Raw genomic sequence first — 13,156 nt, 5'->3', positions numbered from 1 at the left:
ACATTAAATGAACACTGGAACAGCCATTATTCTATGCGCCGGACGTGGCAGCCGCCTGGCCAATCGCACCCGTCACATGCCCAAACCGTTGGTCAAAACCAACGACATTGCGTTTATAGATAACGCGTTGAGCAATCTTCAGCTGCATGGCATCACGCGGGTCGTGGTGGTAGTGGGTTATCAGGCCGAGATCATTACCGAGCATCTGAAGAGCCTGGAAACCCTACTGGATATCGAGTACGTGCATAACCCGGACTGGGAGACGACCAACAACATTTATTCGTTGTACCTGGCTCGCCAACACATCGGTCATGACACCCTCATCGTTGAAGGTGACATCTTTTTCTCTGAAGCCTGCCTGGAAAAGCTGCTGCGCACGTCAAGCGACCTGGTTGCACTGGTTTCGCCACTTGGGAAAAACATGGAAGGTACCTACGCGAACCTTCATGAGGGGCAGCTCAAGAGTTTTGGCTCGACCAAGGATGGCAATCATCAGGTGCGGGAGGAACAGTACAAGACCGTTAATCTGTATCGGATAGGTTCTCCGCGGTTCGCCAGCCATGTGCGCGCGCAACTGGAGGCTCAGGTCGCAGAGGGTAACCTGAACGCCTATTACGAAGACGTCTTCAAACAAGCGTGCAAGACCGGAACGTGGGACTTCGAGGCGGCAGTGGTGCCTTCGACCGAGTGGTACGAGGTCGACAATTATTATGACCTGACGGTGTGCAATTACATTTCCAGTCGAGATCGCCTGGCATTTCTCCAGAGCCGCCACGGTGGCTACTGGCGCTATCCCGTCCTTGATTTCGCCTTGATCTATAATTTTCATTTTCCTCCGCAGCAGATGAAAGACCGGATCAAGGAAAATTTCGACGATATCCTCCTTAACTATCCGGGCGGCCGGAAACTTATTGAAGCGTCACTGAGCGAATTCATTGGCGTACCCGCCAGACAGCTTTGCGTATCCAATGGCGCAGCAGAAATCATTAAGTTATTGCCCGCTGTCTATCCAGGCAAAGTGCTGGTCACCGTTCCGTCCTTCAACGAATACTCCAATGTATTCGGTGAGGAGCGCACGATCAGTTATCACACCTACGCAGATCAGGGCTTTAAGCTCGCTCTGGATGCCGTATTGCAGACCGCCAAGAAAGAGCGCCCATCGGTCGTCGTCATCGAATCGCCAAACAATCCTACCGGCCGTCTCACGCCAGCCGCAGCGCTCTCGGAACTGGCCGGCCAACTGGCTGAACTGGAGATCGCGCTGATTGTTGACGAGTCGTTTCTGGACTTTTCACCCAGCGCCGCGAACACCCTGCTGTCATCACTGGACAAGCATGCGAATCTGGCCGTCATACGCAGTATGAGCAAGACATTCGGCATCGGGGGGATCCGTATCGGCTACCTCGCCAGTGCAAACCACGGCTTGCTGGCACAGATCAATTCACTACTGCCCATTTGGAATCTCAATGGCTTTGCCGAGGAAATGTTGCTGCATCTCCCGCAATACAAACAGGAATACCTCGACAGCTGCCAGCAGGTCATCCGTGACACTCAGGCGTTGCGCCAGGCGCTGGACGGAATCGAAGGCATTACAGCCTTTGCGACCGACTCCAACTTTGTGTATTGCCAGACCGAGCAGGTCCCGGCGCAAACCTTGTGTCGCCTTCTGCTTGAGCACGACCTTTATGTCAAGGATTGCTCTGGCAAGCGCAACACCGATTCAGACCACTACCTGAGAATTTCCTGCCGCACCCGCCAGGAGAACGATCAACTGGTAAGCGCCTTGAAATCGATCATGCAGACACTGACGACACCGAGTAGTACACACATGAAAAAGGAACTGTCTCATGCCTAGGAATGTGGTGATCTGCGGTAAAGGTGAGCTGGCGATTTTTGCCTGTAACTACTTCGACGCCTCACCCGACCACATCATCTCTTATGTGGTTGCGGATCCGTTCGAGCCAGTGAGCAGCGAACTCACTTTGATCCAGTACTGCCGGAACAAGGGCATTCCCCTCATTGAAAGCGGCAAGATAGAAGACCTGCCTGGCTACAAGGAAGGCCTTTTTTCATGCGACCTGTGCTTGGTGATTTTTCACAAACGAATACTGCCTCGGACTTACATTGACTGCTGCAAGCGCATCGTCAACCTGCATCTGTCGTACCTGCCACAGTACCGTGGGGTACGTCCCGTCAACTGGGCGCTGAAGAATGGCGAGCGCCAACATGGGGTAACCCTCCATGAAATCAATGAAGGCATCGACGACGGCCCGATTCTCAATCAGGTGTCGTTCTGTATTTACCCTGAGTTCGAAGAAGTTATCGATACCTACAATCGGGCGATTTGCTACGCGCGCCAGTTGTTGATCGACACGCTGCCGCTGCTCGATACGATTACCCCGTTCGAGCAACGTCACGAAGAGAAAAGCATCTACTTCGAGAAGGATAACGCCCGGCTGGAGGAGCGGATGACGTTCACCCGTGAGCAGTCGCTGAAGATGCTTGGCCGACATTGATCCACCGTACCGGGTCACGCCCGTTGGTTGTGGCCCGGTAAATTATTCGAGAAACACCATGTATTCATTAATTGCTACGGACCTGGACGGAACCTTGCTATTGCCCGGCGATACGCTGGGAACGTACACCCGGACGGTGATGCACCACCTTCACGACGCCGGCCTGCATCTGGTGTTGGCAACGGGTCGGCAACAGGCCGATGTCGAGACACTGCTTCACAAAAACTCGCCTCCCTTGCATCTGATCACGTCCAACGGTGCCAGGATCAGCAGCGCGTGTAGTGGGCTGACGCTTTGCAAAGCGCTGCCTGACGACGTCGTTCAAGGGCTGATTGAAGAAGCCCGTCACAGCCCTGACCTGATCATCAACCTGTACGGTCCTAGCGGCTGGTTAATCAGCCGTGAGCATGATGTCGGCGACTTTAACCGCAACCCGCATTTTCAACCGGCAGTGATCCGACCCGACATGTGGCCCACGCAAAACGTCGAAAAGGTGTTTTTCTTTCAGAACGAAAAAAATCACCATGCTTTACTGACTTTGCAGAAGCGACTGGAGCGGCGATTCGCAAATCGCATCAGCACGGTCTTCTCGTTTACGTGGTGCCTGGAAGTCATGGCCAGCGACGTTTGCAAGGGCCATGCCCTGAAACAGCTGGCTGCGTTTCTTGATGTCCCCATTGGCGCGTGCATCGCCTTTGGTGACGGCATGAACGACATTGGCATGCTCTCAATTGCAGGCAAGGCGGTCGTCATGGGAACAGCTCATCAAGAAGTGACCCAGGCGCTGCCCGATGCGCAGATCATTGGCGCCTGCAGTGACGAAGCCGTGGCCCGATACCTTTCGGCGCATGTACTGGCGCCGATTCACTTGGTAACGCAATCCTGAGGTTCAGGCTCGTACCGCTTTCCAAAGCTTGGCCACGGCCATGACGCCCAGCAACACCACCCCACCCGCAACGATCCCTGCCACAGCATTAAGCAACATCGGCACGATAAACCCGGCACCACCGGCATTGGCCGCCACGCCTTCAATCCAGTGATGCACCGCCGGCACGCCGTGGGTGAGGATACCGCCGCCGACGAGGAACATCGCCGCCGTGCCGATCACCGACAGGCTTTTCATCATGTAGGGCGCAGCACTCAGGATGGCAGCGCCGATGCGTTTGACTGCCTGCCCTGGCTTCTGGGTCAGCCAGAGTCCCAGGTCATCGAGCTTGACGATCCCGGCCACCAGGCCATAGACACCGATGGTCATGACAATGGCGATTCCCGACAGCACGATCACCTGTTGGGTCAGCGGCGCGGCGGCGACGGTGCCGAGGGTAATGGCGATGATTTCGGCCGACAGGATGAAATCAGTGCGTATCGCGCCCTTGATCTTGTCCTTTTCAAACGCCACCAGATCGACCGCCGGATCAGCCACCGCCTCGACCAGTTGCGCATGCTCGGCCTGGTCTTCGGCCTTGCCATGAAGGAATTTGTGGGCAAGTTTTTCAAACCCTTCGAAACACAGGTACGCGCCACCCACCATCAGCAACGGCGTGACCAGCCAGGGCACGAAGGCGCTGATCGCCAGCGCCGACGGCACCAGGATCAGTTTGTTGATGAACGAACCCTTGGCCACCGCCCATACCACTGGCAGTTCCCGCTCGGCACGCACGCCAGAAACTTGCTGGGCATTGAGCGCCAAGTCATCGCCGAGCACGCCGGCGGTTTTCTTGGCGGCCATCTTGGTCATCAACGCAACATCGTCGAGTACGGCGGCAATGTCATCGAGCAATACCAGCAAACTGCTTCCGGCCATGGTCAGGCTCCCTGAATGATAATGCCGCGCAGCATACCGCGAGCGGCGCGGCCTGGGGGCATTCTTGAGCGCCGCGCGAGGCCGGTGCTACCATGCGCCACCGCCAGAACAGGCAAGGAACCCCTGGGTTTATGAGCACTATCCGCGAGCGCAACAAAGCATTGATCCTGCGTGCCGCCAGCGAGGAATTTGCCGACAAGGGCTTCGCCGCGACCAAGACCAGCGACATCGCGGCCAAGGCCGGCCTGCCCAAGCCCAACGTCTATTACTACTTCAAGTCCAAGGAAAACCTCTACCGCGAGGTCTTGGAAAGCATCATCGAGCCGATCCTCCAGGCCTCGACCCCCTTCAACGCCGACGGCGTACCGGGCGAGGTGTTGAGCCACTACATTCGTTCCAAGATCCGCATTTCCCGCGACCTGCCCTTCGCCTCGAAAGTCTTCGCCAGTGAAATCATGCACGGCGCCCCTCACCTGAGCCCCGATCTGGTAGAGCAACTCAACGCCCAGGCCCGGCACAACATCGACTGCATCCAGACCTGGATCGACCGCGGCCAAATCGCCCCCATCGACCCCAACCACTTGATGTTCAGCATCTGGGCCGCCACCCAGACCTATGCCGATTTCGACTGGCAAATCACCGCAGTCACCGGCAAGGCGAAGCTGGATGAAGCCGACTATGAAGCGGCGGCACAGACGATTATTCGGTTGGTGCTGAAGGGGTGTGAGCCGGATTGATGGACCGCTAGCACCGCCTTCGCGAGCAAGCCCGCTCCCATAGGGCTTTGTGGTGTTCGAACATTTTGTGTCCAGCACCAAACCCTGTGGGAGCGGGCTTGCTCGCGAAGATGGCGACTCAATTGAAAGTCAAACCCAGATGGCATCCCACAACGGATATTCCCCAAGTCGCTTCACCAGACGCGCCCGCAGCGGGTTGGCGACAACATAGCGAGCGAGCTTGACTAGATTATCCTCCCTGCGCAAAGCGCGATCATGGTACCCCTGCTGCCATAGGCTTCCGCTTCTGTTATCAGCCTCATTAACTGCCTTGGCGCTCATTGATTTTACCTGACACATCAATTGGCCCAAGGACCCCTGATGCAGTTGAATCAACCAATGGAAATGATCAGGCATGACAACAAAGGCCAGAGAGTCTGCTAGACCTTGTTCTTGTATTTGCTTGAACTGACGGATGACCATTCTCCCCAAGGCATAGTCTTTGAAGACCGGCTCGCGCTTCAGCGTGTTGGCTGTCAGTAAATAGATGCGGTTTTGCTCCGCAAAGCGACCGATGCGCAGACGGTGTGAAGCTGAGTATGCAGGCATTCCATGGCATCCTTTCTTAGTGAAGTCCTGAAAGGCTAGCGGTGGAACAAAAAAATCCCGGTCGGACTTTTAGCTGAATATGTCTGAACGAATGCCTTCGCGAGCAAGCCCGCTCCCACAGGGCTTTGTGGTGTTCGAACATTTTGTTTCCAGCACCAAACCCTGGGGTAGCGAGCTTACTCGCGATGGCGCCAGCCAAGTGGAAAAAGCATCAAGCACTGACCCCCGCATCCGCCCGCAACCCCAATATCTCGACCGCCTGAACCGCCACCTGCTCATCGACGTCCGAAGTGTCTCCACTGATGCCGATCGCTCCTACCACATAGCCTTCCTGATCCCTGATCAACACCCCACCCGGCGCCGGTATGACGCTGCCCTGCCCCAGGCTGTTCAGCGCCGCGATGAACGCTGGGCGTTGCTGGGCGTCCTGGGCGAGCAGGCGCGAACCTTTGCCCAGGGCGATGGCCCCCCAGGCCTTGCCGATGGCGATGTGTGGGCGAAGCAGGCTGGCGCCGTCCTCGCGCTGCAAGGTGATCAGGTGTCCGCCGCCGTCGAGGATCGCGACCGTCAACGGTGCGGCGGCGATTTCACGGCCCGTGGCCAGGGCTTGTCCTGCCAAGTCGTTGGCAATTTTCAAGGTTAGAGCGCTCATGGTTCTGTCCTTCTTTTGTCATGGGGAAGCCATGCGGGTTTCACCTCGGCGAAACCGAATACCGCAAATAGAGCACAACAAACGATATTTTTGTATACAATAATTCCAACAAAGTGCATTTTCCGACGAGCAGACGCCGTGTTTCCACCTCGATTGCAAATGAAACAGATGCTTGAGGAAATGGATTGACCTGCGTCGCCAGGCGTGAATACACTCTTCGCACAGCCACTTGTATACAATTACAAAACGTAAGAGGCACAAAACCATGAGCAAAATGAGAGCAATCGAAGCCGCCGTCCTGGTGATGCGCCGTGAAGGCGTGGACACCGCCTTCGGCATTCCGGGCGCTGCGATCAACCCGCTTTACAGCGCCCTGCAAAAGGTTGGCGGCATCGATCATGTCCTCGCTCGCCACGTTGAAGGCGCCTCGCACATGGCCGAGGGCTACACCCGGACCAAGGCCGGTAACATCGGCGTTTGCATCGGTACCTCGGGGCCGGCCGGCACCGACATGGTGACCGGGCTCTACAGCGCCTCGGCCGATTCGATCCCGATCCTGTGCATCACCGGGCAAGCCCCCCGCGCCCGTATGCACAAGGAAGATTTCCAGGCTGTGGATATCACCAGCATCGTCAAACCGGTCACCAAGTGGGCGACCACCGTGCTGGAGCCGGGCCAGGTGCCCTACGCGTTCCAGAAAGCGTTTTATGAGATGCGCTCCGGGCGTCCGGGCCCGGTGCTGATCGACCTGCCGTTCGACGTGCAGATGGCCGAAATCGAATTCGACATCGAGGCCTACCAACCGCTGCCCCTGGCTAAACCCACCGCCAATCGCGTGCAGATCGAAAAAGCCCTGACGATGCTCAATCAGGCCGAGCGCCCGTTGCTGGTGGCCGGCGGTGGCATCATCAACGCCGATGCAAGCGACCTGCTGGTGGAGTTTGCCGAACTGACCGGCATTCCGGTCATTCCGACGCTGATGGGTTGGGGCACGATTCCGGACGACCACCCATTGATGGTCGGCATGGTCGGCCTGCAAACGTCCCACCGCTACGGCAACGCCACGCTGCTCAAGTCGGATGTGGTGCTGGGTGTCGGCAACCGTTGGGCCAACCGGCACACCGGCTCGGTGGATGTCTACACCGAAGGCCGTACCTTTATCCATGTGGACATCGAGCCGACCCAGATCGGTCGCGTGTTCACGCCTGACCTGGGCATCGTTTCCGACGCCGCCTCGGCCCTGACCGTATTCATTGAAGTGGCCCGCGAATGGCAAGCCGCCGGCAAACTGAAGAACCGCAGCGCCTGGCTGCAAGATTGCCAGCAGCGCAAGGCCAGCCTGCAGCGCAAGACCCATTTCGACAACATGCCGGTCAAGCCACAACGCGTGTACGAGGAAATGAACCAGGTGTTCGGCAAGGACACCTGCTACGTCAGCACCATCGGCCTGTCGCAGATCGCCGGGGCGCAGTTCCTGCACGTCTACAAACCACGGCATTGGATCAACTGCGGCCAGGCCGGTCCCTTGGGCTGGACCATCCCCGCCGCCCTGGGGGTGGTGAAGGCCGATCCGAGCCGCAAGGTCGTGGCGCTGTCGGGCGACTATGACTTCCAGTTCATGATCGAAGAGCTGGCGGTAGGCGCGCAATTCAAGCTGCCGTACATCCACGTCGTGGTGAACAACTCCTACCTGGGCCTGATCCGCCAGGCCCAGCGTGGGTTCGACATGGATTACTGCGTGCAACTGTCATTCGACAACCTCAACGCGCCGGAGCTCAACGGTTATGGCGTGGACCACGTTGCCGTCGCCGAAGGCCTGGGTTGCAAGGCGTTGCGGGTATTCGAACCGTCCGGGATCCAGCCTGCGCTGCGCAAGGCCCAGGAGATGATCGAGGCGTTCAAGGTGCCGGTGATCGTCGAGATCATCCTGGAGCGAGTGACCAATATTTCCATGGGCACCGAGATCAACGCGGTCAACGAATTCGAAGACCTGGCGCTGGTGGGCAACGATGCGCCGACCGCGATTTCGTTACTCGATTGATACCCCAGTGTGGGAGCGGGCTTGCTCGCGAAGACGACTTCAGTTCCAACAAAGATGTCGGCTGACACACCGCTTTCGCGAGCAAGCCCGCTCCCACAGGGGCCTTCCATATATTGATAGGAAACCACCATGCCACGCTTCGCCGCCAACCTGTCCATGCTGTTTACCGAGCAGGATTTCCTCGCCCGTTTCGAAGCGGCCGCCAAGGCCGGCTTCAGTGGTGTCGAGTATCTGTTTCCTTATGACTACAGCTCTGCCGAACTCAAGGCCTTGCTCGACGCCAACGGCCTGACCCAAGTGCTGTTCAACCTGCCGGCCGGCGACTGGGCCAAGGGCGAGCGCGGTATCGCCTGCCTGCCGGACCGGGTCGAGGAGTTCCGCGCCGGCGTCGACCTGGCAATCGCCTACGCCCAGGTACTGGGCAACACACAAATCAACTGCCTGGCCGGGATTCGCCCACGCAACTGCAGCGAAACCCTGGTGGAGAAAACCTTCGTCGCCAACCTGAAGTACGCCGCCGAAAAGCTGCAAGCCAAGGGCATCAAACTGGTGATGGAAGCCATCAACACCCGCGACATCCCCGGCTTCTACCTGAACAACACCGCCCAGGCCCTGTCGATTCGCGAGCAGGTGGGCAGCGCCAATCTGTTCCTGCAATACGACATTTATCACATGCAAATCATGGAAGGTGATCTGGCCCGCACCCTGTCGACCCACCTGGGCGAGATCAACCATGTGCAACTGGCGGACAACCCGGGGCGTAACGAGCCGGGCACCGGGGAGATCAACTATCGCTTCCTGTTCGAACACCTGGACCGCATCGGTTACCAGGGTTGGGTCGGCTGTGAATACAAACCGCTGACCAGCACCGAAGCGGGATTGGGATGGTTGAAAGCCCATAACGCAATCTGACCCAGCGCGAGCTGTTGTGGCGAGGGAGCTTGTTCCCGTTCGGCTGCGAAGCAGACGCATGATTTTTCACCCGGCATGGATTTCTGGGGCCGCTTCGCGACCCAGCGGGAGCAAGCTCCCTCGCCACAGAGACACCGAACCCAGAGACACCGGACATCTAACAACAAGAGGATTCTCTCATGGCTAAAATCGGATTCATCGGCACCGGCATCATGGGCCACCCCATGGCACTGAACCTGCAAAAGGCCGGCCACAGCCTGTTCCTGTCCCAGCATCACGACGCGGCCCCGGCCGACCTGCTGGCCGGCGGCGCGGTGGCGCTGGCCAACCCGAAGGAAGTTGCCCAGGAAGCCGAGTTCATCATCGTCATGGTGCCGGACACTCCGCAGGTCGATGACGTGCTGTTCCGCGCCGATGGCGTGGCGTCCGGCGTGGGCGCGGGCAAGGTGGTGATCGACATGAGTTCGATCTCGCCCACCGCCACCAAGGCGTTCGCGGCGAAGATCAACGAAAAAGGCGCGCAGTACCTCGATGCCCCGGTGTCCGGCGGTGAAGTCGGCGCCAAGGCCGCAACGTTGAGCATCATGGTCGGCGGCGACAGCGCCGCCTTCGAGCGCGCCCTGCCGCTGTTCCAGGCCATGGGCAAGAACATCACCCTGGTCGGTGGCAACGGCGACGGCCAGACCGCCAAGGTTGCCAACCAGATCATCGTCGCGCTGAACATCCAGGCCGTGGCCGAAGCGCTGCTGTTCGCCTCGAAGAACGGCGCCGATCCGGCCAAGGTCCGCGAGGCCCTGATGGGCGGCTTCGCTTCGTCGAAGATCCTGGAAGTGCATGGCGAACGCATGATCAAGGGCACTTTCGACCCGGGCTTCCGTATCAGCCTGCACCAGAAGGACTTGAACCTGGCCCTGCAAGGCGCCCGGGAACTGAACATCAACCTGCCCAACACCGCCAACGCCCAGCAAGTGTTCAGCACTTGCGCGGCCATCGGTGGCAGCCAATGGGACCATTCGGCGCTGATCAAGGGGCTGGAGCATATGGCGAATTTTTCGATTCGCGATAACTGATATCCCCAAAACTGTGTGGGAGCGGGCTTGCTCGCGAAAGCGGTGGATCAGTCAACATCTTTATCGGATGTGCCGCCGTCTTCGCGAGCAAGCCCGCTCCCACAGGGGACTTCATCAAGACTAATAATAAAAATCAGGAGCCCGCCATGTCGGTCGATCCGCAACAATTGCTGCGCGAGCTGTTTGCCACAGCCATCGACGCGGCCCATCCGCAGCAAGTCCTTGAACAATACCTGCCCAGTGACCGCAGCGGCCGGGTGATCGTCATCGGTGCCGGCAAGGCGGCCGCCGCCATGGCCCAAGTGGTCGAGCGCTGCTGGCAGGGCGAAGTCACTGGCCTGGTGGTGACCCGATATGGCCACGGCGCGCCCTGTCAGAAAATCGAAGTGGTGGAAGCCGCCCACCCGGTGCCCGACGCCGCCGGCCTTGCCGTGGCCGGACGGGTGCTGGAGCTGGTCAGCAACCTGAATGAAGAGGACCGGGTGATTTTCCTGTTGTCCGGCGGCGGCTCGGCGCTGCTGGCCCTGCCGGCGCCGGGCATTACGCTGGCCGACAAGCAATCGATCAACAGGGCCTTGCTCAAGTCCGGCGCCACCATCGGCGAGATGAATTGCGTGCGCAAGCACCTCTCGGCCATCAAGGGCGGGCGCCTGGGCAAGGCCTGCTGGCCGGCGACCGTGTACACCTATGCCATTTCCGATGTGCCGGGTGACCTGGCCACGGTCATCGCCTCCGGTCCTACCGTGGCCGACCCGAGCACATCCGCCCAGGCCCTGGCAATTCTAAGGCGCTACAACATCGAAGTTCCGGCCTCGGTGCTCGACTGGCTGCATAGCGCGGAATCGGAAACCGTCAAACCCGGCGACGCGAGCCTGGCCCGTTGTCATTTCCAACTGATCGCCCGTCCCCAGCAGTCGCTGGATGCAGCGGCGGTGAAAGCTCGCCAGGCAGGTTTCAGCCCGTTGATCCTGGGCGACCTGGAAGGCGAGTCCCGGGACGTGGCCAAAGTCCACGCCGGCATCGCCCGGCAAGTCGCCCTGCACGGCCAACCGCTGGCGGCGCCGTGCGTGATCCTCTCCGGCGGCGAAACCACGGTGACCGTGCGGGGCGATGGCCGCGGCGGGCGCAATGCCGAATTCCTGTTGAGCCTGACCGACAGCCTCAAGGGTTATCCCGGCATTTATGCACTGGCCGGCGACACCGACGGCATCGACGGCTCCGAAGACAACGCCGGCGCCCTCATGACCCCAGACAGCTATCGCCGCGCCGCCGACCTGGGCCTGAGTGCCAGCGATGAGCTGGACAACAATAACGGTTATGGCTACTTCGCCGCGCTGGATGGGCTGATCGTCACCGAACCGACCCGCACCAACGTCAACGACTTTCGCGCCATCCTGATTCTCGAGAACCCCAAACATGACGCCTGATAAAAAGGTCAAGATCCTCGCGACCCTCGGCCCTGCGACCCGCGGTATCGATGACATCCGCGAACTGGTCCAGGCCGGTGTGAACATCTTTCGCCTGAACTTCAGCCACGGCGAACATGCCGACCACGCCCAGCGCTACCGCTGGATCCGTGAGGTCGAGCAGCAGCTCAACTATCCGCTGGGCATTCTGATGGATCTGCAAGGGCCGAAATTGCGGGTCGGCCGGTTCGTCGACGGCAAGGTGCTGCTGCAACGCGGCCAAGCCCTGCGCCTGGACCTTGACCCAACGCCCGGTGACCAACGTCGGGTCAACCTGCCCCACCCGGAAATCATCGCGGCCCTGCGGCCCGGCATGGACCTGCTATTGGACGACGGCAAGCTGCGCCTGCGCGTGACCGCCAAACACGGTGACGCCATCGACACCGAAGTCCTCAATGGCGGCGAACTGTCTGATCGCAAAGGCGTGAACGTACCCCAGGCGCTGCTGGACTTGAGCCCGTTGACCGACAAGGACCGTCGCGACTTGAGCTTCGGCCTCGAACTGGGCGTGGATTGGGTGGCACTGTCGTTCGTGCAACGCCCCGAGGACATCCGCGAAGCCCGCGCGCTGATCGGCGACAAGGCGTTCCTGATGGCGAAAATCGAAAAACCGTCGGCCGTGACGCAACTGCGGGAAATCGCCGAGTTGAGCGACGCGATCATGGTCGCTCGCGGTGACCTGGGGGTCGAAGTGCCGGCCGAAAGTGTGCCGCAGATCCAGAAGAACATCATTGGTACCTGCCGTGCCCTCGGCAAGCCTGTGGTGGTCGCGACCCAGATGCTGGAATCGATGCGCTTCTCCCCGGCGCCGACCCGCGCTGAAGTCACCGACGTGGCCAACGCCGTGGCCGAAGGGGCCGACGCGGTGATGCTCTCGGCGGAAACGGCGTCCGGCGATTACCCCCTTGAAGCCGTGCAGATGATGAGCAAGATCATTCGCCAGGTGGAAAATGGTCCTGACTATCAAGGGCAATTGGATGTCAGCAGGCCGAAAGCCGAGGCCACGGTCTCGGATGCCATCAGCTGCGCGATCCGTCGGATCAGCAGCATCTTGCCGGTGGCGGTGCTGGTGAACTACAGCGAATCGGGCAGTTCCAGCCTGCGTGCGGCGCGGGAACGGCCGACCGTGCCGATCCTCAACCTCACCCCAAACCTGCAGGCCGCCCGCCGCCTGACGGTGGCCTGGGGCGTGCACTCGGTGGTCAACGATCGGCTGCGGCAGGTGGATGAGGTGTGTTCCACCGCGTTGGAAATCGCCCAGGCCCAAGGCATAGCCCAGCGTGGTGACACGCTGCTGATCACCGCCGGCGTGCCGTTCGGTCAGCCGGGGTCGACGAATTCGTTGCGTATCGAGACGTTGATCTAAATTC

At 59.6% G+C, this 13,156-nt stretch carries 12 protein-coding genes; 9 read left to right on the top strand and 3 right to left on the bottom strand.

Features of this window, described 5'->3' with window-relative positions; all coding sequences use genetic code 11:
- The first annotated feature begins 7 nt into the window (after window positions 1–7).
- Genes AD663_RS06850 through AD663_RS06840 form a run of 3 tightly spaced genes read left to right on the top strand, consistent with a single transcriptional unit; the run spans window position 8 to window position 3,402 of the window.
- Window positions 8–1,855, top strand: a complete 1,848-nt coding sequence (locus AD663_RS06850; protein ID WP_003179203.1) for an aminotransferase class I/II-fold pyridoxal phosphate-dependent enzyme — start codon at window positions 8–10, stop codon at window positions 1,853–1,855.
- Window positions 1,848–2,516, top strand: coding sequence for a formyltransferase family protein (locus tag AD663_RS06845; RefSeq protein WP_003179201.1), 669 nt, complete (start codon window positions 1,848–1,850; stop codon window positions 2,514–2,516). The genes AD663_RS06850 and AD663_RS06845 overlap by 8 nt, the downstream gene beginning before the upstream one ends.
- Before the next feature lie 58 nt (window positions 2,517–2,574).
- Window positions 2,575–3,402 carry an HAD-IIB family hydrolase gene (locus AD663_RS06840; RefSeq protein ID WP_003179199.1) on the top strand — a complete coding sequence of 276 codons (828 nt, stop codon included), beginning with the start codon at window positions 2,575–2,577 and terminating at the stop codon, window positions 3,400–3,402.
- A 3-nt stretch (window positions 3,403–3,405) separates the two neighbouring features.
- Here AD663_RS06840 and AD663_RS06835 read toward each other — a convergent pair whose 3' ends face one another.
- The gene (locus tag AD663_RS06835) at window positions 3,406–4,320 is read right to left on the bottom strand and encodes a DUF808 domain-containing protein (RefSeq protein ID WP_003179197.1); all 915 of its coding nucleotides are present in this window, start codon (window positions 4,318–4,320) and stop codon (window positions 3,406–3,408) included.
- A gap of 131 nt (window positions 4,321–4,451) precedes the next feature.
- Between AD663_RS06835 and AD663_RS06830 the strand changes: the two genes are divergently transcribed.
- Entirely contained in the window at window positions 4,452–5,057 is a 606-nt protein-coding gene (locus AD663_RS06830; protein WP_003179195.1) for a TetR/AcrR family transcriptional regulator, read from the top strand.
- A 129-nt stretch (window positions 5,058–5,186) separates the two neighbouring features.
- On the opposite strand, the gene AD663_RS06825 is transcribed toward AD663_RS06830, so the two are convergent.
- Window positions 5,187–5,645 carry a transposase gene (locus AD663_RS06825; protein WP_003179193.1) on the bottom strand — a complete coding sequence of 153 codons (459 nt, stop codon included), beginning with the start codon at window positions 5,643–5,645 and terminating at the stop codon, window positions 5,187–5,189.
- Between the two features lie 211 nt (window positions 5,646–5,856).
- The gene (locus AD663_RS06820) at window positions 5,857–6,297 is read right to left on the bottom strand and encodes a heme-binding protein (RefSeq protein WP_003179191.1); all 441 of its coding nucleotides are present in this window, start codon (window positions 6,295–6,297) and stop codon (window positions 5,857–5,859) included.
- 265 nt (window positions 6,298–6,562) lie between these two features.
- Between AD663_RS06820 and gcl the strand changes: the two genes are divergently transcribed.
- From gcl to pyk, 5 genes are all read left to right on the top strand, one after another.
- Window positions 6,563–8,338, top strand: coding sequence for a glyoxylate carboligase (gcl, locus tag AD663_RS06815; RefSeq protein WP_053213473.1), 1,776 nt, complete (start codon window positions 6,563–6,565; stop codon window positions 8,336–8,338).
- Between the two features lie 129 nt (window positions 8,339–8,467).
- The gene (hyi, locus tag AD663_RS06810; RefSeq protein WP_003179188.1) at window positions 8,468–9,250 is read left to right on the top strand and encodes a hydroxypyruvate isomerase; all 783 of its coding nucleotides are present in this window, start codon (window positions 8,468–8,470) and stop codon (window positions 9,248–9,250) included.
- Window positions 9,251–9,429: 179 nt separating this feature from the next.
- Window positions 9,430–10,320, top strand: coding sequence for a 2-hydroxy-3-oxopropionate reductase (locus AD663_RS06805; RefSeq protein WP_003179187.1), 891 nt, complete (start codon window positions 9,430–9,432; stop codon window positions 10,318–10,320).
- Between the two features lie 146 nt (window positions 10,321–10,466).
- Complete coding sequence (locus AD663_RS06800) at window positions 10,467–11,747, top strand: glycerate kinase (RefSeq protein ID WP_053213472.1); 1,281 nt, start codon at window positions 10,467–10,469, stop codon at window positions 11,745–11,747.
- Window positions 11,737–13,152 carry a pyruvate kinase gene (gene pyk / locus AD663_RS06795; RefSeq protein ID WP_053213471.1) on the top strand — a complete coding sequence of 472 codons (1,416 nt, stop codon included), beginning with the start codon at window positions 11,737–11,739 and terminating at the stop codon, window positions 13,150–13,152. The genes AD663_RS06800 and pyk overlap by 11 nt, the downstream gene beginning before the upstream one ends.
- Window positions 13,153–13,156: the final 4 nt, after the last annotated feature.

Origin of the sequence: Pseudomonas sp. Q12-87, assembly GCF_001269755.1 — a bacterium.
In the GTDB taxonomy this organism is placed as follows: Bacteria; Pseudomonadota; Gammaproteobacteria; order Pseudomonadales; family Pseudomonadaceae; genus Aquipseudomonas; species Aquipseudomonas fluorescens_S.
The sequence above is the reverse complement of the archived record's forward strand: the minus strand, read 5'-3'. Positions and strand labels throughout refer to the sequence as shown.